General features: G+C 68.6%; 23 protein-coding genes and 1 rRNA gene. 8 read left to right on the top strand and 16 right to left on the bottom strand.

Annotated features, from left to right (window positions below):
- Window positions 1-129: 129 nt before the first annotated feature.
- From ATK36_RS10810 to ATK36_RS10825, 3 genes are all read right to left on the bottom strand, one after another.
- On the bottom strand, window positions 130-393 hold the full coding sequence (locus ATK36_RS10810) for a hypothetical protein (RefSeq protein ID WP_098511126.1): 264 nt from the start codon (window positions 391-393) through the stop codon (window positions 130-132).
- Window positions 390-743: a WhiB family transcriptional regulator gene (locus tag ATK36_RS10815; RefSeq protein WP_098511127.1), complete on the bottom strand. Its 354-nt coding sequence runs from the start codon at window positions 741-743 to the stop codon at window positions 390-392. The genes ATK36_RS10810 and ATK36_RS10815 overlap by 4 nt, the downstream gene beginning before the upstream one ends.
- Window positions 744-1,355: 612 nt before the next feature.
- Window positions 1,356-3,455 carry an ATP-dependent DNA helicase UvrD2 gene (locus tag ATK36_RS10825; protein WP_098511128.1) on the bottom strand — a complete coding sequence of 700 codons (2,100 nt, stop codon included), beginning with the start codon at window positions 3,453-3,455 and terminating at the stop codon, window positions 1,356-1,358.
- Between the two features lie 64 nt (window positions 3,456-3,519).
- Here ATK36_RS10825 and ATK36_RS10830 point away from each other — a divergent pair, with 64 nt between their 5' ends.
- A complete protein-coding gene (locus tag ATK36_RS10830; RefSeq protein WP_098511129.1) occupies window positions 3,520-4,248 on the top strand; it encodes a DUF4191 domain-containing protein in 729 nt (242 codons plus the stop codon).
- A gap of 98 nt (window positions 4,249-4,346) precedes the next feature.
- On the opposite strand, the gene ATK36_RS10835 is transcribed toward ATK36_RS10830, so the two are convergent.
- Window positions 4,347-4,826 carry an RDD family protein gene (locus tag ATK36_RS10835; RefSeq protein WP_098511130.1) on the bottom strand — a complete coding sequence of 160 codons (480 nt, stop codon included), beginning with the start codon at window positions 4,824-4,826 and terminating at the stop codon, window positions 4,347-4,349.
- Between the two features lie 172 nt (window positions 4,827-4,998).
- Here ATK36_RS10835 and glnA point away from each other — a divergent pair, with 172 nt between their 5' ends.
- Entirely contained in the window at window positions 4,999-6,423 is a 1,425-nt protein-coding gene (gene glnA / locus ATK36_RS10840) for a type I glutamate--ammonia ligase (protein WP_098511131.1), read from the top strand.
- Window positions 6,424-6,521: 98 nt separating this feature from the next.
- Here the strand turns inward: glnA and ATK36_RS10845 are convergent, their stop codons facing one another.
- Window positions 6,522-7,532, bottom strand: coding sequence for an NADP-dependent oxidoreductase (locus ATK36_RS10845; RefSeq protein ID WP_098511132.1), 1,011 nt, complete (start codon window positions 7,530-7,532; stop codon window positions 6,522-6,524).
- Between the two features lie 223 nt (window positions 7,533-7,755).
- Here ATK36_RS10845 and ATK36_RS10850 point away from each other — a divergent pair, with 223 nt between their 5' ends.
- From ATK36_RS10850 to ATK36_RS10865, 4 genes are all read left to right on the top strand, one after another.
- Window positions 7,756-8,724: a polysaccharide deacetylase family protein gene (locus ATK36_RS10850; protein ID WP_098511133.1), complete on the top strand. Its 969-nt coding sequence runs from the start codon at window positions 7,756-7,758 to the stop codon at window positions 8,722-8,724.
- A 28-nt stretch (window positions 8,725-8,752) separates the two neighbouring features.
- Entirely contained in the window at window positions 8,753-10,276 is a 1,524-nt protein-coding gene (locus tag ATK36_RS10855) for a long-chain-fatty-acid--CoA ligase (protein WP_098511134.1), read from the top strand.
- 72 nt (window positions 10,277-10,348) lie between these two features.
- On the top strand, window positions 10,349-11,278 hold the full coding sequence (locus ATK36_RS10860; RefSeq protein WP_098511135.1) for an AraC family transcriptional regulator: 930 nt from the start codon (window positions 10,349-10,351) through the stop codon (window positions 11,276-11,278).
- A 73-nt stretch (window positions 11,279-11,351) separates the two neighbouring features.
- Entirely contained in the window at window positions 11,352-12,170 is an 819-nt protein-coding gene (locus ATK36_RS10865; protein ID WP_098511136.1) for an SDR family oxidoreductase, read from the top strand.
- 17 nt (window positions 12,171-12,187) lie between these two features.
- On the opposite strand, the gene ATK36_RS10870 is transcribed toward ATK36_RS10865, so the two are convergent.
- Genes ATK36_RS10870 through ATK36_RS10880 form a run of 3 tightly spaced genes read right to left on the bottom strand, consistent with a single transcriptional unit; the run spans window position 12,188 to window position 14,032 of the window.
- Window positions 12,188-12,589, bottom strand: a complete 402-nt coding sequence (locus ATK36_RS10870) for an arsenate reductase ArsC (RefSeq protein WP_245914604.1) — start codon at window positions 12,587-12,589, stop codon at window positions 12,188-12,190.
- Window positions 12,576-13,673 carry an ACR3 family arsenite efflux transporter gene (arsB, locus tag ATK36_RS10875; RefSeq protein WP_098511137.1) on the bottom strand — a complete coding sequence of 366 codons (1,098 nt, stop codon included), beginning with the start codon at window positions 13,671-13,673 and terminating at the stop codon, window positions 12,576-12,578. Before arsB ends, ATK36_RS10870 begins: the two co-directional genes overlap by 14 nt.
- Window positions 13,670-14,032 (bottom strand): ArsR/SmtB family transcription factor, encoded by a 363-nt coding sequence (locus tag ATK36_RS10880; protein WP_098511138.1) that lies wholly within the window; start codon window positions 14,030-14,032, stop codon window positions 13,670-13,672. Before ATK36_RS10880 ends, arsB begins: the two co-directional genes overlap by 4 nt.
- Window positions 14,033-14,108: 76 nt before the next feature.
- Between ATK36_RS10880 and ATK36_RS10885 the strand changes: the two genes are divergently transcribed.
- Complete coding sequence (locus ATK36_RS10885) at window positions 14,109-14,561, top strand: ArsI/CadI family heavy metal resistance metalloenzyme (RefSeq protein ID WP_098511139.1); 453 nt, start codon at window positions 14,109-14,111, stop codon at window positions 14,559-14,561.
- On the opposite strand, the gene ATK36_RS10890 is transcribed toward ATK36_RS10885, so the two are convergent.
- The 3 genes from ATK36_RS10890 to ATK36_RS10900 are packed head-to-tail and all read right to left on the bottom strand — an operon-like array spanning window position 14,533 to window position 18,105.
- The gene (locus ATK36_RS10890; RefSeq protein WP_098511140.1) at window positions 14,533-16,707 is read right to left on the bottom strand and encodes a xanthine dehydrogenase family protein molybdopterin-binding subunit; all 2,175 of its coding nucleotides are present in this window, start codon (window positions 16,705-16,707) and stop codon (window positions 14,533-14,535) included. The genes ATK36_RS10885 and ATK36_RS10890 overlap by 29 nt on opposite strands.
- Complete coding sequence (locus ATK36_RS10895) at window positions 16,704-17,666, bottom strand: FAD binding domain-containing protein (protein ID WP_098511141.1); 963 nt, start codon at window positions 17,664-17,666, stop codon at window positions 16,704-16,706. The genes ATK36_RS10890 and ATK36_RS10895 overlap by 4 nt, the downstream gene beginning before the upstream one ends.
- Window positions 17,653-18,105: a (2Fe-2S)-binding protein gene (locus ATK36_RS10900; protein WP_098511142.1), complete on the bottom strand. Its 453-nt coding sequence runs from the start codon at window positions 18,103-18,105 to the stop codon at window positions 17,653-17,655. The genes ATK36_RS10895 and ATK36_RS10900 overlap by 14 nt, the downstream gene beginning before the upstream one ends.
- A 207-nt stretch (window positions 18,106-18,312) precedes the next feature.
- Between ATK36_RS10900 and ATK36_RS10905 the strand changes: the two genes are divergently transcribed.
- Window positions 18,313-18,852 carry a TetR/AcrR family transcriptional regulator gene (locus ATK36_RS10905; RefSeq protein WP_098511143.1) on the top strand — a complete coding sequence of 180 codons (540 nt, stop codon included), beginning with the start codon at window positions 18,313-18,315 and terminating at the stop codon, window positions 18,850-18,852.
- A gap of 78 nt (window positions 18,853-18,930) precedes the next feature.
- On the opposite strand, the gene ATK36_RS10910 is transcribed toward ATK36_RS10905, so the two are convergent.
- The 5 genes from ATK36_RS10910 to rrf form a co-directional block, all read right to left on the bottom strand.
- A complete protein-coding gene (locus ATK36_RS10910; protein ID WP_098511144.1) occupies window positions 18,931-19,356 on the bottom strand; it encodes an acyl-CoA thioesterase in 426 nt (141 codons plus the stop codon).
- Window positions 19,357-19,389: 33 nt separating this feature from the next.
- On the bottom strand, window positions 19,390-22,365 hold the full coding sequence (locus ATK36_RS10915; RefSeq protein ID WP_098511145.1) for a bifunctional [glutamine synthetase] adenylyltransferase/[glutamine synthetase]-adenylyl-L-tyrosine phosphorylase: 2,976 nt from the start codon (window positions 22,363-22,365) through the stop codon (window positions 19,390-19,392).
- Window positions 22,366-22,395: 30 nt separating this feature from the next.
- Window positions 22,396-23,526 (bottom strand): inorganic phosphate transporter, encoded by a 1,131-nt coding sequence (locus tag ATK36_RS10920; protein WP_170069687.1) that lies wholly within the window; start codon window positions 23,524-23,526, stop codon window positions 22,396-22,398.
- 94 nt (window positions 23,527-23,620) lie between these two features.
- Window positions 23,621-24,370: a type 1 glutamine amidotransferase gene (locus ATK36_RS10925; RefSeq protein WP_098511146.1), complete on the bottom strand. Its 750-nt coding sequence runs from the start codon at window positions 24,368-24,370 to the stop codon at window positions 23,621-23,623.
- A 310-nt stretch (window positions 24,371-24,680) separates the two neighbouring features.
- Window positions 24,681-24,797 (bottom strand): 5S ribosomal RNA (gene rrf, locus ATK36_RS10930).
- Window positions 24,798-24,878: the final 81 nt, after the last annotated feature.

Consider the following 24,878-nt stretch of genomic DNA (forward strand, 5'->3'; position numbering starts at 1 on the left):
AACCCTGCGAGCCACCAACAGCCAGGGAACTCCTGCGAGCCACCAGCGTCCCTGGAGACGCTGCAAGCCACCAGCCTCCAGGGAACCCCCTGCAGGCCCGAAGGTCCAGGCCTGCAGGGAGAACCGTGGTCAGTCTTGAATCAGATGGCGTTTCGCGTGGTTGTCCGCCCATTGGGCCAGGCGAGTCCAGCGGCGGGCGGCTCGGGCGCGGCGCCAGGTGCGCTGCGCCTCCGCCTCGGTGTGGAAGTCCCGTATTCGGGCACGGGACAGCTCTTCGTGCAGCAACATGGTGGTGGTCTCCTGAGTTTTGTTCTGCTTCGGTTTCGGCTGCGCGCGGGCGATTTCCCCGGTGCGGGCCTCGTAATCGCGAGTGGTCAGCAGGTCGGCGGTCATGCGGCGGCGCTCCGGGCGGTCGTGGTGGCGGCGGGCTCGAGGGTGGCGTTCTTGCGCGGGCGGCCGCGGGGCCGCTTGCGCGCGATCACTGCGCCACGCTCGAAGATCTCACCGCCCCAGACTCCCCAGGGCTCACGCCGGGCGAGGGCGCCGGCCAGGCAGGCCTCGCGGACCGGGCAACCGGCGCAGAACGCCTTCGCCCGTTCGAGTTCGGCGGGCGATTCGGCGAACCACAGGTCGGCGTCGCGCGAGCGGCAGGGCAGCTCGGGTTCGGCGACGCCGCCGAGCAGATCGCCGAGGTCGAACCCGTCGGGCACGACGCTCTCGGCGAGTGCGATGGCGGATGACATTTCCGTGCTCCTTTGCGAAGTGGTGGTCGGGGCGGTGATCGGACTGGACACCTTGTTCCTCAGGGTTGAGCAGCCAAAAAAACACGAAGGCCGCGGATCCGGTTACCGGTTCCGCGGCCTTCGTGAGCCTCGTGTCCTGACTCAGGTCAGGAACTTCGCTCCCGTAACGACAACGGAACACGGAACTGCTTGACGATCGGCAGATCGGCACCAACTCGCGGGTACGCGACGAGGGTCGCGAACCGGTGGGTGCTGCCGACTGGGCTCCACGTGCGCTCAGTCCGACGGAGGTTTCCTCCGAAGCGAGCAGCAGCGGACACACCGGTGCCCGGACGCGGGGCAGGGGTAACACCAACGGACAGACCGGTGCCAGGGCACATGATCATCGGATTGCCGTTCACGTCGCTGACACCACCTCTCGCTGTCCGGACGCTCGCCGCACCGGGCGGCTCACGTCACATGGTCCCCAGGCCGGGCGCGCTCCGCCCGGACGTACCAGCAGGTTATTGCTCCGGGGAGAGCGGAGCAACCGATTTTCCCAAATCTCTTCCGAAGCGACGAAGATCGCCACTGAGCAGCGGGTTCGCCGCATCGATCACGGAGACGACGCGGTCAAGACCGCATCGAGGCGCGCACCACGTCGAGCACTTCCGAGCCGAAGCGGGCCAGCTTCGTGGCCCCGATGCCGGAGATCGACACGAGCGCCCCGTCGTCGGTCGGCCGCTGTTCGGCAATGGCCATCAGGGTAGCGTCGGTGAACACCACGAACGCCGGCACCTTCAGCTCCCGCGACCGTTCGCCCCGCCAGGCCTTCAGCTTCTCCAGCAGATCTTCATCCACTGTGGACGGGCACCGCCCGCACCGGCCCAGCTTCACTTCCATGGTCTGCACCAGCGGACCGTCGCACAGCCGGCAGCGGTTCACCTTCGTGGCCGCCTTCGGCGTCTGCTGTGCCCGCGCGATCCGCGCCGCCGGGTGGTCCTCCGGAATCAGCCCGTAGAGAAATCGGCTGCGCCGGCGGTTGCGACGGCTGCCCGGGCCACGCGAGAGCGACCACGACAACGACAGGTGCTCCCGCGCCCGCGTAACGCCGACGTAGAACAGCCGACGCTCCTCCTCGATCGCCGAGTCGTCACCGTCGGCGTGCAGGATCGGCATCGTGCCCTCGGACAGGCCGACGAGGAACACGGCGTCCCACTCAAGCCCCTTCGCCGAGTGAAGCGACGCCAGCGTGACGCCTTCGACGGTCGGTGGATGCTGCGCGACTGCGCGCTGTTCGAGATCCGCGACGAAACGTGACAGGTCGGCGTCGTCGACTGCGGCGGCCAGCTCCTCGGCCAGCTCGACGAGCGCGAGCAGCGCGTCCCACCGCTCCTTCGCCGCGCCGCCCGCAGGCGGCTGCTCAGTGAGGCCAACCCGCGCGAGAACCGAACGCACTGCAGTAACCAGCTCGGGGCCTGACGGCTCCATAGCCGCCGTACGCAGCGCCGACATCGCCTGCCGCACCTCGGTGCGCTGGAAGAACCGCTCACCGCCACGGACCAGGTACGGGATCCCGACCTCGGTAAGCGCTTGCTCGTACGCCTCCGACTGCGCGTTCACGCGGAACAGCACCGCGATCTCACTCGCGGCCACGCCGCCGTCGAGCAGCTCGCGGACATGGCCCGCGACCGCAGCAGCCTCGGCAGCTTCGTCCTCATGCTCGGCGAACCGTGGGTCCGGCCCCTCGGGCCGCTGGCCGATGAGCTTCAGGCGCGAACCGGCCGGACGGCCACGGGCCGCGCCGATCACCTGGTTCGCGAGCGACACCACCTGGGGCGTCGACCGGTAATCACGCTCCAGCCGCACCACGGTCGCTTCCGGGAAGCGCCGCGTGAACTCCAGCAACGACCGCGGCGAAGCACCGCCGAACGAGTAGATGGTCTGGTTGGCGTCGCCGACCACCGTGAGGTCGTCGCGACCACCGAGCCACGCGTCGAGCAGACGCTGCTGCAACGGGGTGACGTCCTGATACTCGTCGACGACGAAGCAGCGGTAACGATCGCGAAACTCGACAGCGACCGCTTCGTGCTTTTCGAGCACCGCCGTGGTGTGCAGCAGCAGATCGTCGAAATCGAGCACCTGCGCGGCCGTCTTCAGCTCTTCGTACTGCCGGTACACCTCGGCCACCTGCGCGACCGGCGCCGGCGTCTCACGCTGCGTACGCGCCGCGACAGCCGCGTACTCGTCCGGCGAGACCAGCGAAGCCTTACTCCACTCGATCTCACTGGTGAGGTCACGCACCACCTCGACCTCGGTGCTCAGCCGAAGACGCTGTGCGGCCTGCGCGACGAGACGGAACTTGTTGTCGACCAGGTCCCACGGCCGGTCCCCCACGACCCTTGGCCAGAAGTAACGGAGCTGTCGCCGCGCTGCCGCGTGAAAGGTCAGCGCCTGCGCAGCGTCGACGCCGAGCCCGCGAAGCCGCGTACGCATCTCACCCGCCGCACGCGCGGTGAAGGTGACCGCGAGCACCTGACCAGGCGCGACGTGCCCAGAGCGAACCAGATGCGCAATACGGTGCGTGATCGTGCGTGTCTTCCCCGTGCCCGCCCCGGCGAGGACGCAGACCGGCCCGCGAGGTGCGGCCGCGGCGGCACGCTGCTCCGGGTCGAGCCCGTCGAGCAAGCTGGGACGGCGTGGACTGCTCTGGGGAGACGATGCGGTGGCCACTGCGCGATCCTCGCAGAGGGGGCCGACGGATTCGTGGCCGGGCACGCGGCCGTATCCTGGTTATATGGCGGGTAAGCAGGACAAGGAAGCGGCCAAGGAGGCCAAGCGGGAGAAGCGCGCGGCAGGCAAGGCGCGGCGCGGGCAGTTCTTCGAGGCGTTCAAGATGCAGCGCCGCGAAGATCCGCTGCTCATCCCCTGGATGGCCGGTTCGATCGTGGTCGTCGCCGGTGCGCTGTTCGGCATCGGGTTCCTCTTGGACATGCAGTGGGCGCTGTTGCCGCTGGGCGTTGTGCTCGGGCTGCTGCTCGCCGTGATCATCTTCGGCCGCCGGGTGCAGCGCACCGTCTTCGCGAAGGCCGACGGCCAGCCCGGCGCGGCCGCGTGGGCGCTGGAGAACCTGCGCGGGAAGTGGAAGGTCACGCCGACGGTGGCCGCCACCACGCAGCTCGACGCCGTGCACCGCGTGCTCGGGCACCCCGGCGTGGTGCTCGTCGCGGAGGGCGCGCCGCACCGGGTGAAGACGCTCCTGGCGCAGGAGAAGAAGCGCGTCGCCCGGTTGATCGGCGAGACCCCGATCTACGACTTCACGATCGGGCACGAGGACAACCAGATACCGCTCAAGAAGCTGCAGAGCCACCTCACGAAGCTGCCGCGCAACCTCAAGCCGGCCCAGGTGGACGCGCTGGAGGCGAAGCTCGCCGCGCTCGGCTCGCGTGGCGCCGCGATGCCGAAGGGCCCGATGCCGGCCGGCGCGAAGATGCGCAACGTACAGCGCACCATCCGCCGCCGCTGACCCCATCCGACGCAATGCTGTGAAGGGGCCCTTCACGGACTCTGAGTCCGTGAAGGGCCCCTTCACGGCTTTCCGGGGACCAGGGACGCCGACCGGGGTCAGCGCATCCGGATGACGACGGTGCCGGTCGCCCGGTCGAGCCAGTTGCGGCTGTCGACGTTGCGCACCAGCGGCGGCAGGATCAGCACAGTCAGCACCATCCGGACCAGCGCGCGCCAGGGGCCGACCATGGACGCACCGTCGAGCCGCGCGACGCGGATACCGAGCGCGCCCATGCCCGGCGTGAAGCCGAAGAAGGTCACGGGGAACACGCTGAGCACCGCCCACACCCCGCCCGCCCACAGGTTGAACGTCTGCATCGCGGCCACGTTCTGCAGGTCGTAACGCACGAAGAGCCCCGTGATGAGCGCGGCGAGCACAAGGTCCACGATCAGCGCGAGCACACGCTGCCCGCCACTCGCGACCGCGCCGACGCCCGTCTCGGGCAGCCCGAACCGCTCCCCGGGCCACTTGGGTGCGTCCTGCCGCGTCGTGGGGTCGCCGGTGCCCGGCAGCCATTCACCCGTCCATCTCGCCACCCGTCCAGGGTATGCCGGTGGCGGGCGCCACATTCTGCCTGGTCGACTAGCTGTGCCCGGCGACCCGTTAACACCGGCGAAACATTCGGGTGACGGTCGGGCAACACCGCGCTCTTAGCGTGAGCCGAAGAGAGTACTGCCGCCGGTAACGAACGAGAAGGAGTCACCGAGGGTGCCCACTACTCCAGACGACATCCAGCGCCTCATCGCCGACGAGAAGGTGGAGTCCATCGACGTCAGGTTCTGCGACCTGCCGGGCGTCATGCAGCACTTCACGGTGCCCGCCAAGGCGTTTGACCTGGAGGCCTACGAAGAGGGTCTGGCCTTCGACGGCTCCTCGGTACGCGGCTTCCAGTCGATCCACGAGTCCGACATGCTGCTGCTGCCGGACCCCGAGACCGCCCGGATCGACCCGTTCCGCAAGACCAAGACGCTGTCGCTCAACTTCTTCGTGCACGACCCGTTCACGCGCGAGGCCTACAGCCGCGACCCGCGCAACATCGCGCGCAAGGCCGAGCAGTACATCGCCGAGTACGGCGTCGCCGACAACGTGTACTTCGGCCCGGAGGCGGAGTTCTACATCTTCGACTCGGTCCGCTTCGAGGACGCCGAGCACCTGTCGTTCCACGAGATCGACTCGGTCGAGGGCTGGTGGAACACCGGCGCCGACACCGAGGGCGGCAACCAGGGCTACAAGACCCGGTTCAAGGGCGGCTACTTCCCGGTCCCGCCGGTCGACCACTTCGCCGACCTGCGCGACGACATCGTCCGGCAGCTGCAGGGCCAGGGCTTCGAGATCGAGCGCGCGCACCACGAGGTGGGCACCGCGGGCCAGACCGAGATCAACTACAAGTTCAACACGCTGCTGCATGCCGCGGACGACCTGCAGCTGTTCAAGTACATCGTGAAGAACACCGTGTTCGCCGCGGGCAAGACCGCGACGTTCATGCCGAAGCCGCTGGCCGGGGACAACGGCTCGGGCATGCACTGCCACCAGTCGCTGTGGAAGGACGGCCAGCCGCTGTTCCACGACGAGTCCGGGTACGCGGGCCTGTCGGACACCGCGCGCCACTACATCGGCGGCCTGCTCAAGCACGCCCCGAGCCTGCTGGCCTTCACCAACCCGACGGTGAACTCCTATCACCGCCTGGTGCCGGGCTTCGAGGCGCCGGTCAGCCTGGTGTACTCGCAGCGCAACCGCTCGGCCTGCGTGCGGATCCCGATCACCGGCAACAACCCGAAGGCCAAGCGCGCCGAGTTCCGCTGCCCGGACTCATCGGGCAACCCGTACCTGGCGTTCTCCGCGATGATGATGGCCGGCCTCGACGGCATCAAGAACAAGATCGAGCCGCCGGAGCCGATCGACAAGGACCTCTACGAGCTGCCGCCCGAGGAGGCCAAGAACGTCAAGCTGGTCCCGGGCGACCTCGGCACGGTGCTCGACACTCTGGAAGCCGACCACGACTTCCTGCTCGAAGGCGGCGTCTTCACCTCCGACGTGATCGAGACCTGGATCCAGTTCAAGCGCGAGAACGAGATCGACCCGCTGCGGCTGCGTCCGCACCCGTACGAGTTCTCGCTGTACTACGACGTGTGAGGGTTTGAGCACGGTCGCAGAGTTCAAACCGATGGCCCGTCAGCATCGCGCTGGCGGGCCATTGGTCTTTGTTGGAAAGCAAGCTTTCGCATAGGCCGTCAGGTCAGGTCGACGAGGAGTTTGCCGAGGTGGCCGCCTGTGAAGGAGCCGACGAACGCCACCGGTAGCCGGTCGAAGCCGTGTTCGACGGTCTGGATGGCCTGGATTTCCTGGTCGCGGATGAGGCCGGCGAGCTGTTTCCCGATCTCCGGTGCGCGATGCAGGTGGTCGAGGACGATGAAGCCCTGGGTGAGCACGCGTTTGGTGAGCAGCAGGCCGAAATTCGCCGGGCCTGCCGGCCGGGTGGCCTGGTTGTAGCCGTCGATGAGGCCGCACAAGGCGATGCGGGCGTGGTTCTCGAGCCGCGCGATGGTCGCGTCGAACATCGGGCCGCCGGAGTTCTCGAAGACCAGGTCGATGCCCTCGGGTGTGGCGGCGGTCAGGTGATCGCACCAATCGGGGTCGTGCCGATCGATCGCGGCGTCGAGACCGAGTTGTTCGGTGAGCAGCGCGCATTTCATGGTGCCACCGGCGATGCCGAGCACGCGGGCGCCGGCGCGTTTGGCGAGCTGGACGGCCAGGGTGCCGACCGCGCCGGACGCGCCGGAGATCAGCATGGTCTGGCCCGGTTCGGGTCGCAGGATGTCGTGGACGCCGACCCACGCGGTGAGACCGGGCATGCCGAGCACGCCGAGCGCGGTTTCCAGGGGAATGCCGGGTTCCGGGGTGATCCGCTCCCAAGTGGGGTCCGGCTCCGGTACGACCTGACGTTCCTGCCAGCCGACGAAGCCGCGCACGACGTCGCCGGGCCGGTAACCGGGGTTGCGCGATTCGGTGACCCGGGCCAGCCCGAACGACCGGACCGGCGCGCCGATCGCCACCGGTGGAAGGTAGCTGGGCCGGTCGTCCAGCCAGCCGCGAATGGCCGGGTCCAGGGAGACCACCAGCGTCTCCAACCGGATGCCGCCGTTGGGTACCGGGCCGATCTCGGTCTGCACGAGGGAGAAGTCGTCCTCGCGGACCCGCCCTTGCGGTCGCCGGGCGAGAACGAACTGACGTGACGTGGTCATGCTGAGGCCCTTTCGCTGATCGCCCGACGCTACGAGCGCACACGAGCCCCGGACTGGGTACACGCGCACGAGGGTTGCCACTGGCGCATGGCTGATGCATGCGCGTGGTGAAAGCGATCCGGCGCGCAGCACCAAGACGTGACCGGAACCACATTCCTACCGTCGAGCACATTGGCCGTCCCGCCCCTGGGCACGGCCACATCGAGACACAACGGAGTGCTCAATGGACGCCATTTCTCCGGCACGACCGCTCAAGGTCGCGGTCACCGTGGACGACTTCGTGCTGTGGGACGGAGTCCCGATGCCGGCCGGCCGCAACCCGGTGGGCATCACCCGCTCATTGGCCAAGACCCTCGCCGAGCACGGCCTGACCGGTACGTACGGGTTCTCGCACACGTACCGGCTCGACCGGGAACCGCACCTGATGGCGGCTTTCGAAGCCTGGGCGGAAGCGGGGCACCACTTGGGAAACCACACGCACCAGCACGCGCCGCTGCGCTGGATGTCCGGCGCGGACTTCCTCGCCGACACGGAGAAGGCCGAGAAGCACATCGGGCATCTCGTCGACGCAGCGCCAAGCCGCTACTTCCGGTACCCGATGGACATGTCATCGGGCTCCGAACGCAAGCGTGGCGAGGTGGAGGAGTCCTTGCGCCGCAACGGATACCGCACCGCCCCGATCACGACGTGGTTCAGCGACTTCGCGTGGATCGTGCCCTACTACCGGGCGGTGCGCAACGAGGACGCGGCAGCCGCGGCGCGGTTGCGGGAGCTGTATGTGTCGTCGGCGGTGGACATGCTGGCCCGGCATTCGGCCACCGCGCGGGCGCTGTTCGGCGCGGACATGCCCTACATCTGGCTGATCCACGGAACCACGATCGCGGTCGACACGCTCGGCGACATCCTCGACGCGTTCGCTGCACGCGGTGTGGAGTTCGTGTCACTGGATGAAGCCATGAAGCATCCCGCGAACTACGCCATGCCGCCGTGCACCGACACGTTCAGCAACCACCTGCAGCGGTTCGCGGTCGCCGCCGGCCGGCCCGCTCCCGAACTCGAGATGTCGGTGCTCGGCGAGGTTCTGATGGCTTCCCCGATCGAGGGCATGGACACCCTGCAGGTCTACGAGGACCGGATGCTCCGGCCGCTCGCGGCCCGGGTCGGCGCCGAATACGACTGGCAGTGGGCCTGAAACCCATTCATACCAAGGAGAATACTCGATGCTGAACCTGTCGATGATGCTCACCGACAGCGCACGCCGGCTGCCCGGCAAGGTCGCGGTCCGGCAGGGCTGCCGCTCGATGACCTATCGCGAGGTCGACCAGCGGGCCAATCAGGTGGCGAACCTGTTGCGGGACCGGGGAATCCAGCCGGGCGACCGGGTGGCGATCACCTGCCCGAACGTGCTGGAGTTCCCGCCGGTGTACTTCGGCATCCTCAAGGCGGGCGCGGTGGTCGTGCCGCTGAACACGATGCTCAAACGACCCGAGGTCGCGTACCACCTGTCGGATTCCGGGGCGCGGGCGTACTTCTGCGTGATCGGCGACGCCGAAGCGTGGCGCGGCTTTGCCGACACCCCGGCCTGTGAACACCTGGTCGTGATCGACACCCCGGGAGGTGTTCTGCCGGACGGGGTGCCCACTTTGAGCGATGTGCTGCAGGACCAGCCCGCCGAGGACGTGCTGGTCCCCACCGAGGCGACCGACACCGCCGTGATCCTCTACACCAGCGGCACGACGGGCAAGCCGAAGGGCGCGGAGCTGACGCACGCCAACCTGGTGCTCAACGCGATGGCCACGCTTCCACTGTTCGAGGCCCGACAGGACGACGTGCACCTGGTGACGTTGCCGCTGTTCCACTCCTTCGGACAGACCGTGCAGCTCAACGCCGGTTTTGCGGCAGGGTCGTCCCTGGTGCTGCTCCCCCGGTTCGACCCGCGCGCCGCGCTCCAGGAGATCGTCACCCGCGGGGTGACGTTCTTCGCGGGCGTGCCGACCATGTACTGGGCGCTGCTCAGCGCCGCGGAGTCCGGCGGTGCGGGCTCCGGGACCGACCTGGCGGCCGTGCTGCGGGTGGCGGTGTCCGGTGGGGCAGCGCTGCCAGTGGAAGTCCTCACCCGGTTCCAGGAGGTGTTCGGGGTCGGTATCCGGGAGGGTTACGGCTTGTCGGAGACCAGCCCGACGGTCACGTTCAACCGGCTCGACCGAGCCGGCAGACCGGGCTCGATCGGTTTGCCGATCTGGGGCATGGAGCTGCGGCTCGTCGACCAGGACTGGCACGAGGTTCCCGCCGGGCAGCCCGGGGAAATCGCGGTCCGCGGGCACAGCGTGATGAAGGGCTACCTGGGCCGCCCCGAGGCCACCGCGGAGGTCCTGCGCGATGGCTGGTTCCGCACCGGCGACATCGCCACCCGCGACGAGGACGGCTTCTACTTCATCGTGGACCGGGCCAAGGACCTGATCGTGCGCGGCGGATTCAATGTGTATCCGCGCGAGATCGAGGAAACCCTGATGTCCCACCCGGCGGTCAGCCTGGTCGCGGTGATCGGTGTCCCCGACGAGCGGGCCGGCGAGGAAGTCAAGGCATTCGTGATCCGCCGGCCGGGCGCCACAATCACCGGAGAGGAGCTGATCGGCTGGTGCCGCGAGCACCTCGCCGTGTACAAGGCGCCGCGCCTGGTGGAGTTCCGCGACGCCCTGCCGATGAACAGCACCGGCAAACTCCTCAAACGGGAGCTGCGCTGACCAGGCCGTTGCCGGGCGAGAACGCCCGGCGTAGCGTGCACAAACGGGCAACGCGGCGGGTGAGGTGATGCCATGTACACCGTCGAGACGCTCGACAGCGCCGAGCACGCGCCGGCCGAGCGCGGCGAGTGGTGGCGCGACCTCGTGTCCTCGATCCACTGCCCGATGGCGTTCACACTTCAGGATGACTACATCGGACGGATCGAGCACCAGCGTTCCGATTCGTACCAACTGGTCCGCTGGTGGGGCGACGAGGAGTACATCACCCGCAGCGCGGCCGATATCCGCAAACGCCCACACGGCGCCTACGAACTCCTGGTACCCGTTCGCGGCGCCCTCACCATCAGCCAGAACGACCACACCGTCGAGGTCCGGCCCGCCGCGATGACGCTGGCATCCCTGGACGCCAAGCTGGACCTGCGGCACGGCGACCGGTTCTCCTCGCTGGCGTTCGTCATCCCCCAGGAGCGCCTGGACGTCCGGCTGGCCCGGCCCGTGCGCACAGGCCTGGTGCTCGACGCTGGGTCCGGGCTGGGCTGCATCGTGGCCGACCTGCTGCACAGCCTGCGCAAACAGCGGCTCGCACTCGACGGCCCCGGCTTCGACGCCGTGGCCGACCGGATCGTCGATGTGCTGGCTCTGGCCTGCAACGCGGGCAATGCAACCGCAGCCGTCACCAGTGACGACGGCCTGTTGCCGGTCGTCCGCCGGTTCGTCCGCGCCCATGCCCACGACCCCGGCCTCACCGGCGCGACGCTGGCCGCCCAGCTGGGCTGGTCCCTGCGCCACATCCAGGCACAGTTGCAGCGGGCCGGAACCACGCCGTCGGACCTCATCCGGGAGGAACGACTGGCCCTGTCCAGGCTGCGACTGCAAGATCCGCTGTGGCGCCACCAGAGCATCACGCAGGTGGCCTACTCGTCCGGCTTCGGCGACCTGAGCACATTCAGCAACGCCTACCGCCGGCGGTTCGGCGAACGCCCCTCGGACACCCGAGCCTGACCCTGCGCCCCAGGCAAACCCCGCGCGTCGTGGGCCAAGCCAGGAAGTGGCCGGGACACCTACCGTTCCCGGCATGGAACCGACGTCGCTGCCCACACCGAACTTCGACAGCCTGTTCTCAGTGCGCGGACGCACCGCCCTCGTGACCGGCGGTTCCCGCGGCATCGGCGCGATGATCGCAGAGGGCCTCGCCCGTGACGGCGCACACGTCGTCATCTCCGGCCGCAACGCCGAGCAGTGCCAGGCCACCGCCGACGCGATCAACGCAGGCGGAGTAACCGGGCGCTGCGTCGCCGTACCCGCCGATTTGTCCACATCGGACGGTACCGGGTCACTCGTCGACTGGCTGCGTACGCATCACGACCGTGTCGACCTTCTGGTCAACAACGCCGGCGCCACCTGGGGCGCACCGCTGGAAACGTTCCCTGCCAAGGGATGGGCGAAGGTCCTCAGCACGAACCTCATCGCCCCGTTCGACCTGATCGTCGGCCTGCTGCCGCTCCTGCGGCAAGCCGCCGATCCCGATCGGCCCGCCCGTGTGATCAACATCGGCAGCGTCGACGGAATCGCCACCCCCGTGTGGGAGAACTACTCCTACAGTGCCGGCAAGGCGGGCTTGCACATGCTGACCAGGCACCTCGCCAAGCGACTCGCACCGGACAACATCACGGTCAACGCCATCGCGCCCGGGCCGTTCCGCACCGACATGCTCGGCCACTTGTCCGCCGATCCGCAGGCCGAGGCCGAATTGCTCGGCCGGGTTCCGCTGGGCCGCTGCGGCCAGGCCGACGACATCGTCGGCGCCGTCCGCTTCCTGGCCTCCCGCGCCGGCGCCTACCTCACGGCGACCGTCATCCCGCTCGACGGCGGAATCAGCGGCTGCGCCGGATAACTCGCGCCGTAGGACCACTATGCGGGAACGAGTTCGACCAGCAGAGCGGCGACTCGCCGGTCTATCTCGTCGCGGATGCGACGGACCTCGTCGATCGGGAGACCCGCCGGGTCGGCAAGCCGCCAGTCGAGATAGCGCTTGCCCGGAAAGACCGGACAGGCGTCGCCGCACCCCATCGTGATGACGACGTCGGCGGCTTGAACGGCTTCGGCGGTCAGGGGTTTGGGGAACTCCTGCGACAGGTCGATGCCGAGCTCCTCCATCACCGCGACTACGGCGGGGTTGATCGTGCCGGCCGGAGCGGACCCGGCGGAACGGACGATGACCTGCCCGGCGGCCCGGTGGTGCAGCAGACCAGCGGCCATCTGGGAGCGGCCTGCGTTGTGGACACAGACAAAGAGCACTTCAGGAACGGTCACGGGAGACCTCCGCGGGCACGGGGGCGGATGATGTCGTGAAACGGCGGCGCAATGCGAGGGAGACGTAGACCAGCGCCACGAGCACGGGGACTTCGATCAGCGGGCCGACGACGCCGGCCAGTGCTTGTCCACTAGTGGCACCGAAAGTAGCGATCGCCACCGCGATGGCGAGCTCGAAGTTGTTGCCCGCCGCCGTGAAGGCGAGAGTGGTGGTTCGTTCGTACGACAAGCCGACTCCCTTGCCCAGCGCGTAGGATCCGGCCCACATCAGTCCAAAGTAGACCAGCAGTGGCAGCGCGATCCGTGCGACGTCGAGCGGGCGATCGGTGATCTGCTTGCCTTGCAACGCGAACAGAACCACGATCGTGAAGAGCAATCCGTACAGCGCTACCGGCCCGATCCTCGGCAGGAATCGCGATTCGTACCAGGCGCGTCCTCGCGCCCGTTCCCCGAGCCGGCGCGAGAAGTACCCGGCGACCAGTGGTACACCCAGGAAGATCAGTACGCTCTTGGCGATCTGCCAGCCGGACACGCTCAGCCCGGTCTGCGGAAGACCGAGCCAGCCGGGAAGCACCACCAGGTAGAACCAGCCGAGCACACCGAACATGGCGACCTGGAACACCGAGTTCAGCGCGACGAGCACGGCCGCGACTTCCCGGTCACCGCACGCGAGGTCGTTCCAGATGATCACCATCGCGATACAGCGGGCGAGCCCGACGATGATCAGCCCGGTACGGTATTCGGGCAGATCCGGCAGCAGCAGCCAGGCCAGCGCGAACATCAACGCCGGGCCCAGCAACCAGTTCACCGTCAGCGAAAGCCACATCAGCCGCCGGTCGGTGGTCACCGCGCCGAGCCGGTCGTAGCGGACCTTCGCCAGCACCGGGTACATCATCACCAGCAGCCCGAGCGCGATCGGCAACGAGATCCCGTCCACCGACACCGCGTTCAGCAGCCCGCCGAGACCGGGAATCCACCGACCGGCCAGCAGCCCCGCCCCCATCGCGGCGGCGATCCACACCGGCAGGAAACGGTCCAGCGCGGACAGCTTGCCGACCACCCCCACGGACGCGTCAGTGATCACGCCGGCACCGTCTCGCCGCCGGGGACCAGCACGGCCGAAAGCCGAGCCAGCACCTCGGAATGCACGCGGTAGTACACCCAGGTCCCCCGCCGTTCCCCGGTGATCAACCCGGCCTCACGCAGGACCTTCAGGTGATGCGAAATCGTGGGACCGGTCAGCTCGAACGGACCGGTCAGGTCGCACACGCACGCCTCACCACCGCTGTGGGACGCGATCAACGACAGCAACCGCAACCTCACCGGATCGGCCATCGCCTTGAACAGCTTCGCCAGCTCGACGGCCTGATCCTCGGACAGCGGGTCTCGCGCCAGCGAGGAGCAGCACTCGTCCGTCGCGACGATCGGCAGTTGCTTCGACATACGTCTATATTGACAGACCTCTACTTAGACAGCAATCTAGATGAGGCCTCGATGGACGTCTGGTCAAGGAGGGTCCATGTCCCGCGTTCAGCTCGCACTCCGCGTCGGCGACCTGCCGGGCTCGATCGGCTTCTACTCGAAGCTGTTCGGCACCGAGCCCGCCAAGCTCCGGCCCGACTACGCCAACTTCGCCATTGCCGAACCGGCGCTCAAGCTCGTGCTGCTGGAGGGCGAGCCCGGCCAGGCCACCGCGCTGGATCACCTCGGCATCGAGGTCGAGTCCACCGACGAGGTGGACGAGGCCACCCGGCGCCTCACTGGCACAGGGCTCGAAACCCTGACCGAGGACGGCACGACCTGTTGCTTTGCGGTCCAGGACAAGGTGTGGGTCCACGGGCCCGGGCAGGAGCCTTGGGAGGTTTACACCGTCAAGGCTGATTCCCGGACCTTCGGTGCCGACAGTGCCGCCGCCTGCTGTTCGGACGCAGGCGCGGCAGCGCTCAGTCGACCAGCAGATCCTCAATGGTGATCGGGATGTGCCGAACGCGGATCCCGGTCGCGTTGTAAATCGCGTTGGCGATGGCCGCGGCCACGCCGACAATGCCGATTTCGCCGATGCCGCGGGCGCCGACCGGGTTGTGGAACGTGTCCGGGTATTCGATGAAACGGACGTCGATTTCCGGGATGTCCGCATTGACCGGGACCAGGTAACTCGCCAGGTCGGCATTCGCCAGACGGCCGTCCGGTTCGACTTCCAGTCCCTCGTGCAGGGCCGCCGAGACACCCCAGATCATGCCGCCGGAGAGCTGGCTGCGGGCCAGTGTGTCGTTGATGATCCGGCCGGCGTCGAACACGCCGAGCATCCGCGACACCCGTGCCTCGCCGGTCAGCCGATGTACGCGGACCTCGCAGAACTGCGCGCCCCACGAGCCGAACGAGTGCTTCGTGCGCTCCTCCCCCGGGCCGGCCGAGCCGCTGGCGGACAGGGCATCGCGACCCACGGCGCGCAGCAGCTCGCCGAACGTCAGGGAGCCGGTTTCGCCCTGCACGCGGCCGTCGGCGTAGGTGACTTCCTCGCCCTCGAACGGTGCGCCCGGGGACGCGGCCAGCGTGACCAGCGCGTCCAGGACCTCGTTGGCAGCGACCACGATCGCCGCGCCGACGCTCGCGGTGGCGGTCGAGCCGCCGGACATCCCGCCTGCGGGATACCGCGAATCGCCCAGCCGCGGGGTGACCCGTTCCGGCGCGAGGTCGAGTGATTCGGCGCTGAGCGCGGCGAGCATGGTCAGCAGGCCGGTGCCCGGGTCGGCACCACTGGTCGAGACCACCGCGGTGTCGTCCTCGTTGAGCGTGATCCCGACCGTGGCCGGGAACAGCAAGGCGGGGAACATCGCGGTCGCGGCGCCCATGCCGACCAGCCAATCACCGTCGGTCCGCCCGTTCGGTACCCGGTCGGCCCAGCCGAATTCCCGCGCGCCGACCGAGTAGCACTCGTCCAGGTGCTTGCTCGACCACTGCAGATCGTTGCCCGGCGGCGCGTTCGAGCTGTTGCGCCGGCGCAGTTCGATCGGGTCCATCTTCAGCGCCACGGCCAGCTCGTCCATCGCGCTCTCCAGCGCGAACGAGCCGGGTGCCTCGCCTGGCGCCCGCATGAACGTGGTCAGCGGAATGTTCAGCGGCACCATCCGCTGGCTGATCGCCATGTTCGGCGTGGCATACCACTCGCGCGAGGTGCCGTGCGAGGTCGGTTCGATGAACGTCTGGGAAATCGGCGTGCTCGACCAGGAATCGTGCCGCACCGCGACCAGGGTGCCGTTCTCGTCCGCGCCGAGCGAGACCTGCTGCACGGTGGCCGGCCGGTTCGCGGTCCCGGTGAAGACCTGTTCCCTGGTCAGCGCGCACTTGACCGGACGGCCCAGTGCCCGCGCCGCACCCGCGGCCAGGAACGCGGGCACCGAACAGCGCCCCTTCCCCCCGAACGCACCGCCGACGTACGGGTTCACCGCGTGCACCGACGACACCGGCAGGTCCAGCGCACCGGCCAGCTCCAGCGCCTGGAGGTTGCTCCCCTGGTTTCCACTGTAGACGGTCATGGTCTCGTCCGCCCAGACCGCGACCGCGGAATGCGGCTCCATCGCCGCGTGATTCTGGGCAGCCGTGCGATAAGTCGCCTCGACCACGACCGCACTGGCCGCCAGCGCGTCCTCAATGGACTCGACGCCGGGGGCGAGCACCGAGATCTCGGCATCGTTGCCCATGATTCCGCCCGCGACGACCTCGGCGTCGGCAAGACCATCCTCAAAGGACGTACACGCCGGCGTGCGACGGTAGGACACCTCCACGAGCGCGGCGGCGTCGCGTGCCTGCTCGAACGTTTCCGCCACCACCATGCCGATCGGCTGGCCGTGATACTCGACATCATTGTCACGCAACGGAGTCCACGTCTCCCCCGCAATCGGCGAGGAGGTGGCAGACAGGTTCAGCGAGTCGAACGGCGTGTACACCGCGAGCACGCCGGGCGCGCCCTTGGCCGCGGTCACCTCCATCGCCTCGACCTCACCACTGGCGATCGTACTGAGCACGACGTAGCCGTGGACCAGGCCGGGAAAGTTGTTGTCCGTCGCGTACTTGGCCCGCCCGGTGGCTTTGGGCTCGCCGTCCAGCCTGGCGGTCATCGGCCGTTCCCTTCGGTCAGTTCCAGCAGTGCGCGGACGATGGTTCGCCTCAACAGTGCAGGCTTGAACCCGTTGGCGGACAACGGCCGCGCTCCTTCGCCCGCGACGGCGGCAGCGTCCGCAAAGGACGCTTCGGTCGTCGCCTTCCCGCGTAGCGCGGCCTCGACCGCCCGCAGCCGCCACGGCACCGTCGCCACTCCGCCCGCCGCGACCCGTGCGTCCACGATCTGCCCGTCCCGCACGTCGAGCGCGACCGCGGCGGAACACAGCGCGAACTCGTAGGACTGCCGGTCACGAATCTTGACATAGGTGGAATTCGCCGCCCAGTCGAGCCGGGGCACGCGCACCTCGGTGATCAGCTCGCCGGGGCGCAGGTCGTGCTCCACCTCCGGGGTCGAGCCCGGTTCACGGTAGAAGTCGTTCAGCGCGACGGTGCGGGTACCGTCCGAATCGGACAGTTCGACCTCTGCGTCGAAGGCGACCAGCGCGACCGCGAGGTCACTGGCATGCGCAGCCACGCACGCGTCGCTCGTGCCGAGGACCGCGTGCATCCGGTTGGCGCCACTGATCGCCGGGCATCCGCTGCCCGGAACCCGCCGGTTGCACGGCATGGCCACGTCCCGGTAGTACGAGCACCGCGTGCGCTGCATCAGGTTCCCGCCGATGCTCGCCATGTTCCGCAGCTGCTGCGAAGCGCTCAGCAGCAGCGCCCGGGAAATCGCCGGATAGACGCCCGGGTACGCGGCGACGTCGGCCATCCGTTCCAGCGCACCGAAAACCAGGCCGTCGCTGGTGTCGATACCGTGCAGCGGGAGGCCGTTGATATCCAGTACGTGCCGCGGGGTCAGGACGTCCAGCTTCATCAGGTCCACCAGCGTGGTGCCGCCGGCCAGGAAGGTGCCGGCCGAGCCGAGCGCGTCCTCGACGGTGGCGGGTGCGGTCAGCTCAAAGGGTCGCATCGGCCTGCCTCGCCTGTTCGATGGCCTTGACGATGTTCGGGTACGCCGAGCAGCGGCAGATGTTGCCGGACATGAACTCACGCACGTCCGGCACGTCCTGGCGCACCGCGGCGACCGCGGACATGATCTGCCCGGAAGTGCAGAATCCGCACTGCAGTGCGTCCTGCTCCACGAACGCCTGCTGCACCGGATGCAGCTCGTCCTCGGCGGCGAGCCCCTCCACGGTGGTCACGGGCCCGCGCACGGTGGCGGCGAGGAGGAGACAGGACAGCACCGGCCTGCCGTCGACATGCACGGTGCACGCGCCGCATTGGCCGCGGTCACAGCCCTTCTTCGGCCCGGTGATGCCGAGCCGCTCGCGCAGCGCGTCGAGCAGGGTGACGCCGGGTTCGACGCTCAGCCGCTCGGTCCGGCCGTTGATCTCGAGGGAGATGTCCACTTGGCGATCTCTTTCCCGCGGGCGTCCACGGACGTCCGGCGGCGTGGTTGTGGTGGCTGCCGGTTCGGGTCCGGCCTGTCCGGATAGAAATCCGCTTGGACTGGCTCCGCCGAGGCTAGCGGAATAGAATCCGCTTCGCAACGAACTGGAGCGGGGTCCAGGCACAAGATCACAAACCCGAAATACCACGATACCCGGGAGGGAAGAATGCCGGTCAGCCCGAGACGGGCGGACACCCGGCGCAACCGGGAAAGAATTCTGGTCGCCGCGTCCGAATCGCTCACCCGGACCGGCGTGGTGTCGTACAACGCGATCGCGAAGCGCGCCGAAGTCGGGGTCGGCACGGTCTACCGGCATTTCCCGGCCCCGGAGGACCTGATCCTGGCGGTGTACGACCGCGAGGTGCGACACCTGGTCGAGGTCGTGCCGTCGCTGCTGGCCCGGCACTCGCCGGAGGAGGCGTTCCGCACCTGGGTCGTCGGCCACCTGGCGCGCTACATGATGACCAAGCGAGGCCTGTCCGCCGCGTTGCGGGCCGGCGACCTGCCGAAGTACACGTCGATGCTGGACGCGATGGATGCCCTGCGCGAGGCCAACGTCGACGCGGGCACCATCCGCCCGGACCTGACCACCGAGGCCCTGATGCGCAGCCTCGGCGGCCTGTTTTTCCTGACCGAAGACGGCTGGCAAGCCGAAGCCGAGGCCCTGGTGGACCTGGTGTGGCGGGGGATCCATGATTCCCGGTGAACCGCAATTACGGAACCACACCGCAGTGAGATTCCGCAATTGCGGAGAAAAAGACGGGATATCACCGCGGGCTGATCATCACGCCGCGGAGAGCACCTGCAGGTCCACTTGTGCCCGTTCGAAATGCCCCCGTGGGTCCGGGACCAGCTTGCGGCGGTCGAGGTCCATCAGCCCCACCGTGCACTCGATCTCGGCCGACAGCGTGCCATCGAGCTTGATGATCCGGCTGCTCATCCGGAAAGCCTTGCCCTCGCCGAAAGCGACCTCACAGGTCACGTCGACCTCGTCGCCCGAGCGGAGTTCGCGGCGGTAGACGATGCGGGATTCCAGCAGCACCGGGGCAAGACGGGCTTCCCGGAGCTTCTCGTCCCCCGCCGCGGTAAGGGCTTCCAGCCGGGCGACCTCGCCGTAGGAGTGGTAGACGGCGTGGTTGAGGTGCCCCAGCGAGTCGAGTTCGTAGTGCCGCACCTTGATCCGGGTGCGGAACGGTTCGTGATCGGTCACCTGTTCAGGCTAGTTGCCGACGGCCACGCGGACCTAGTTCTCGTAGAAGAGCTCTTCGACCACGGCGTGCGCGAGGCGGGTCACCCGCAGGTAGCGGTCGAGGAACTCGCCGGGGTCGTCGTCGACCGAATAGCCGAACACCCGCGCCACCGCGGCGAGGTCACGGCCCGAGCCGGGCACCTCGTCGGCCGCTTTGCCGCGTACCAGCATTCCGGCGTTGCGCACGCGGGTGGCCAGCAGCCACGCCTCCCGCAGCGAAGCCACCGAACCGGCGGGCGCCAGCCCCGCCTCGGCGAGCGCGGTGAGCGCGTCCAGGGTCGAAGTCGTGCGCAGGGCCGGGACCTCGTGCGCGTGCTGCAGTTGCAGCAGCTGCACCGTCCATTCGACGTCCGCCAGCCCGCCGCGCCCGAGCTTCGTGTTCCGGGTCGGATCGGCGCCGCGGGGCATCCGCTCGGTCTCCACGCGCGCCTTGATCCGCCGGATCTCCCGCGCGCCTGTGGCGTCCAGCCCGCCGTCCGGGTAGCGGATCGGCTCGATCATCTCAAGGAACCGCTGCCCCAGTTCCTCGTCGCCGGCCACGAACCGCGCCCGCAACAGCGCCTGTGCCTCCCACACCTCGCCCCAGCGCTGGTAATACGCTCGGTACGAATCGAGAGTGCGCACCAGTGGCCCGCTGCGGCCCTCCGGCCGTAGATCGGCGTCCACCACGAGAGCCGGGTCCGCGCTCGGTGTGCCCAGCATCTTCCGCACAGCTTCCGCGACGGACGAGGCGTACCGCACTGCATCAGCGTCCGACACGCCCTCCGCCGGGGCACAGACGAACATCACGTCGGCATCGGATCCGTAGCCGAGTTCGGCCCCGCCGAGCCGGCCCATGCCGATCACCGCAACCGAAGCGGGCGCACGGCCGAGTTCGGCCTGCCGCTGCCGGGACGCAGCCGACAGCGCGCCCCGCAGCACCGCCACCCACACGCTCGACAACGCCTCGCACACGGCGGGAACGTCCATCAACCCGAGCAGATCCGCACACGCGATACGCAGCAATTCATGCCGTCGCAACGAACGCGCTGCCGCGACCGCCGCGGACGGCCCCGGCTGACGGCGCACCGCGGCCAGCAGCGAGGTCGCCACCTCATCCGGGGCCCGCCCGATCAGCCGAGCCGGATCCCCCAGCAGTTGCAGCACTTCCGGCGCGCGGACGAGCAGATCGGGCACCAGACGTGACGTACCGAGCAGGAACGCCAGACGTTCGACGACCGTGCCCTCGTCCCGCAGTACCCGCAGGTACCACGGAGTTTGTTCGAGGGCCTCGGAAACCTTGCGATAGGACAGGAGACCGCCGTCGGGATTAGGGGTGTCGGCGAGGCAGTCGAGCAGCACGGGCAGGAGCGCCTGCTGGATGGCAGCCCGTCGCGAAACGCCCGCCGTAAGCGCCTTGATGTGCTGGAGCGCGCCTTCCGGCGCCGCGTAGCCCAGCGCGGTGAGCCGGCTGGCCGCCTGTTTCGTGGTGAGCCGCAACGCTTCCGTCGGCACGTTCGCCACCGATTGGAGCAACGGCCGGTAGAACACCTTCTCGTGCAGACGGCGGATTGCCTGTGCGTGCCGACGGAATTCGGCGAGCAGCGACTCCCCCTGGCTGCGACCGCGAGACCGGGTGGTCCCACACGCCCGCGCCAGTACTCGCAGCTCCGCGGTGTCGGTCGCCTCGGGGAACAGGTGCGTCCGCCGAAGCCGCCGCAGCTGCAGGCGATGCTCCACGTTACGCAGGAATTCGTACGACGAAGCCATCTCCGCGGCGTCCACGCGGCCGACGTAACCGCCGGCACCCAGCGCTTCCAGTGCGTCCAAAGTGGAGGGAGAGTGCAGCTCCGGGTCCACCCGTCCGTGCACGAGCTGCAGCAGCTGCACGGCGAATTCGACGTCCCGGAGCCCGCCACGGCCGAGTTTCAGCTCGCGTTCGAGGTGTTCGGAGGCCAGGTGGTCCTCCACCCGGCGGCGCATCTGCTGCACCTCGGTGACGAAGTTGTCCCGGTCCGCGGCCGACCAGACCATCGGCGCGACCATTTCGGCGTACAGCCTGCCGAGTTCCGCGTCCCCGGCCACCGGGCGAGCCTTGAGCAGGGCCTGGAACTCCCAGGTCTTCGCCCACTTCCGGTAGTAGGCCGCGTGCCCTTCGAGAGTCCGTACGAGCGCTCCGCTGCGGCCCTCGGGCCGGAGTGCCGCATCCACCTCGAAACAGGCGTTGCCGACCACCCGCATCATCGTGCTGGCCAGCCGGGTCGCCACCATGACATCGTCGGCGCCGACGAAGATGACGTCGACGTCGCTCACGTAGTTCAGTTCGCGGCCACCGGTCTTGCCCATCGCGATGACCGCGAGCGAACCCTCTGCCGAGGCTCCGGTTTCCTGCTCCGCCACCGCGAGCCCGGCGGTCAACGCGGCTTCGGCCAGCACCGTGAGCTGGCTGGAGACTTCAGGGAACGACGGCTGGTCGAGACCCGGCTCGACGAGGTGGCCGAGGTCCGCGGCGGCGATGCCGAGAAGCAGCCCACGGTAAGCCGCACGTAGCGCCTGTTCTGCGGCAAAGCCGGTCTCGTACGTACCGTCGTCCCGGCGAAGCCGATCGAGAAGCTGTTCGGTGAAGGTCTCGGGCACCGTGCAGCGGCTGTCCTCAAGGCTGCGCCACTGTCCCGTGTTGGCGACGACGAAGTCGGCCAGCGCGGTCGACATGCCGAGCACACTGATGAGGCGGCCACGGAGCGTTCGATTCCCCCGCAGCGCGCGATCCAGCTCGGGCCAGCCGTCCTCGTCGGTTTCGCGTAGCCGATCGATACCGAGCAACGCGAGATCGGGGTCCGCAGCGCGAGACAACGCGAGCAGGACGTCGGAGGCGTCGCCAACCAGGCCCGCGGCGTCCCACCAGCCCGCCGCGCGCAACAGGCTGTCCGCCCGAATGTCCGTGAAGCCGTACCTGACCGCTGAAGCAGCCGTACGTGCGCGCTCTGCCATTGTTCTCACCGTAGCGGACGGCGCTGTGGTTCAGGCGGCAAGCCGGTTCGGTTCGGTGTCGGCCGCGGACGGCTCGGGAACTTGAAAACTGTGCGCCGTCACTGGCTTACGCCGCGACAGCAGGTAGACACCGAGGGCGAAGCCGATCCCCAGCACGCCGACGATGACCGTGCCCGCGGTGCCGAGCGAGGTCAGTTTGCCTGCCCCCGCACCGACCAGCGCCGCCGCCGGAAGCGTGAACAGCCAGGCGATCACCATCCGGCCCGCCATCCGCCAGCGCACCGGCGCCTCGTGGCGGCCGACACCGGAGCCGACGATGCCGCCGGAGCAGACGTGCGTGGTGGACAGCGGGAACCCCAGGTGCGAACTCAGCAGGATGACGCCGGCGCTGCTGGTCTGCGCGGAAAAGCCTTGTGGGCCTTCAATATCGGTGAGGCCCTTCCCCAGGGTGTGCGTGATCCGCCAGCCGCCGAGGTAGGTACCGAGCGCCAGCGCCGTCGCGGCGCTGACGATCACCCAGAACGGGGGCGCGGAACCGGCCGGCAGGTTACCCGCGGCGACAAGGGTCAGCGTGATCACGCCCATGGTCTTCTGCGCGTCGTTCGTCCCGTGCGCGAGGGAGACGAGGGACGCGGACACGATCTGCCCGATCCGGAACCCGCGCCCACCGCGCCGGCGGACAACGAAGCGGTACACGACGTAAGTCACCGCGGCCGCCACGACGCCCGCGATCACCGGCGAGGCCGCGGCGGGTACGAGCACTTTGTCCACGATCTTGGCAAAATGCACGGAATCCGCGCCGGCGGACACCCAGGTGGCACCGATCAGCCCGCCGAACAACGCGTGCGAGGAGCTGGACGGCAGCCCGACGTACCAGGTGACGAGGTTCCACACGATCGCGCCGACGAGCCCGCCGAACACCACGGCCGGGTCGATCTTCGTCTCGTCGACCAGTCCGCTGGAGATGGTCTTGGCGACCTCGACGGACAGGAAGGCGCCGGCCAGGTTGAGCACCGCGGAGACGGCGACCGCGATTCTGGGTTTGAGGGCACCGGTCGCGATGGACGTGGCCATCGCGTTCGCCGTGTCGTGGAAGCCGTTGGTGAAGTCGAAAACGAGAGCCGTCCCGATCACGAGCACGACGAACAGCGAGGGGTCCACCCCGACCTCCGAACCCTACGGATACACCACTCGCAAGGTACCGGACCGATCGGGTGAATCGATAATGTTACGTTAGTGATCTAGCTATCTTCCGTTAAACCAACGGCAACCGGTGTTGACCCTCCGCCGCCGGCTCCAGCTCTCCCGCGGCCAACCGGACGAACCGGTGGGCGAACGGGCGCCAGGTCTCGGCCAGATCCGCGTGCAGCTCCGTCAGCGACTCGTCGCTCAACGCGCCCGGACGGGTGAGTTCGGCCATCTCCGGTGCAGACTTCGCCCAGTCCCGCACGAGGTCCGGAGTGGTCTCGATGTGAAACTGAATCCCGTAGGCACACCGGTTGAGCCGAAAAGCCTGATGCGGGTACCGCGGAGCGGAGGCCAGGATCTCCGCACCCGGCGGAACCCGCTTGATGACGTCGTTGTGGAACTGGAGAACGTCCGGCACCAACGGCAAATCCGCGAACAGCGGATCCCTCCAGGCGGCGTCCTTCTTGGACACCAGCGCGGGCCCGACCTCGGGCCCGTCCTCCCCGACCACGACCTGTCCCCCGGTCGCGGCCGCGAGCAACTGCGCCCCCAGACAGACCCCCAACGTCGGCACCCTTTTGCCGGCCGCCGAGGCGAGCATCTTCCGCACGCCGGCGAGCCACGGGTGGTCCGCGTCGTCGAGCGCCCCCATCGAACCGCCGAGGCAGACGACACCGGCGTAGCCGTCGAGACCGCCGGGGAGGCGCTGTTCCGGCATCAGCCGCACGTCGAGCTCGGCCCCGGCCTCGGCGAACCACTCCCCGAGCGGGCCAACGGGGTCACTGGCATCGGGCTGGATGATCAGCAGGCGGGTCACGCTCTCCAGGGTACGGACGCCCTCCCCCGCGGTGTGCGGGCTGGGCTTCCTTCGCCCGCATAGGAGAAAGGACCAGGCTGGTGGCCTGGTCCTGGTGTGGTTTGTCGTGTGTTGTGTGGTTCGGTGAGCACATCCCTGCCGGGGTGCTGGGGGCTTGCTGTGTGCCGGGGGGGTGTCGGGGTGAGTGGATGGGGGGTGGTCTGAGGTGTGTGGAGGTCGGCCGGTGACGGCCCGGCCCGGGGGGGTATGCAGGGAGGCCCCGGGAGAACCTGTGGGGGTTCTCGACCGGGGCCTCGCCTGTTCATGGTGAGTTCGGCGGTGTCCTACTCTCCCACAACCCTTCGGTTGCAGTACCATCGGCGCTGTCAGGCTTAGCTTCCGGGTTCGGAATGGGACCGGGCGTTTCCCTGACGCTAAAACCACCGAAACACTCCGAAACAACACACACCCACCACCCACCTCACGGTGATGATGCTGGTGTGGTGTTTCAGAACCGTAGAGTGGATGC

It is taken from the genome of Amycolatopsis sulphurea, from assembly GCF_002564045.1.
In the GTDB taxonomy this organism is placed as follows: domain Bacteria; phylum Actinomycetota; class Actinomycetes; order Mycobacteriales; family Pseudonocardiaceae; genus Amycolatopsis; species Amycolatopsis sulphurea.

Excerpts from the sequence above, each read along its gene's own strand:
- ATK36_RS10810 (WP_098511126.1), bottom strand. The coding sequence starts at position 393 with ATGACCGCCGACCTGCTGACCACTCGCGATTACGAGGCCCGCACCGGG.
- ATK36_RS10815 (WP_098511127.1), bottom strand. The coding sequence starts at position 743 with ATGTCATCCGCCATCGCACTCGCCGAGAGCGTCGTGCCCGACGGGTTC.
- ATK36_RS10830 (WP_098511129.1), top strand. The coding sequence starts at position 3,520 with ATGGCGGGTAAGCAGGACAAGGAAGCGGCCAAGGAGGCCAAGCGGGAG.
- ATK36_RS10845 (WP_098511132.1), bottom strand. The coding sequence starts at position 7,532 with ATGACCACGTCACGTCAGTTCGTTCTCGCCCGGCGACCGCAAGGGCGG.
- ATK36_RS10850 (WP_098511133.1), top strand. The coding sequence starts at position 7,756 with ATGGACGCCATTTCTCCGGCACGACCGCTCAAGGTCGCGGTCACCGTG.
- ATK36_RS10855 (WP_098511134.1), top strand. The coding sequence starts at position 8,753 with ATGCTGAACCTGTCGATGATGCTCACCGACAGCGCACGCCGGCTGCCC.
- ATK36_RS10860 (WP_098511135.1), top strand. The coding sequence starts at position 10,349 with ATGTACACCGTCGAGACGCTCGACAGCGCCGAGCACGCGCCGGCCGAG.
- ATK36_RS10865 (WP_098511136.1), top strand. The coding sequence starts at position 11,352 with ATGGAACCGACGTCGCTGCCCACACCGAACTTCGACAGCCTGTTCTCA.
- ATK36_RS10880 (WP_098511138.1), bottom strand. The coding sequence starts at position 14,032 with ATGTCGAAGCAACTGCCGATCGTCGCGACGGACGAGTGCTGCTCCTCG.
- ATK36_RS10885 (WP_098511139.1), top strand. The coding sequence starts at position 14,109 with ATGTCCCGCGTTCAGCTCGCACTCCGCGTCGGCGACCTGCCGGGCTCG.
- ATK36_RS10890 (WP_098511140.1), bottom strand. The coding sequence starts at position 16,707 with ATGACCGCCAGGCTGGACGGCGAGCCCAAAGCCACCGGGCGGGCCAAG.
- ATK36_RS10895 (WP_098511141.1), bottom strand. The coding sequence starts at position 17,666 with ATGCGACCCTTTGAGCTGACCGCACCCGCCACCGTCGAGGACGCGCTC.
- ATK36_RS10905 (WP_098511143.1), top strand. The coding sequence starts at position 18,313 with ATGCCGGTCAGCCCGAGACGGGCGGACACCCGGCGCAACCGGGAAAGA.
- ATK36_RS10915 (WP_098511145.1), bottom strand. The coding sequence starts at position 22,365 with ATGGCAGAGCGCGCACGTACGGCTGCTTCAGCGGTCAGGTACGGCTTC.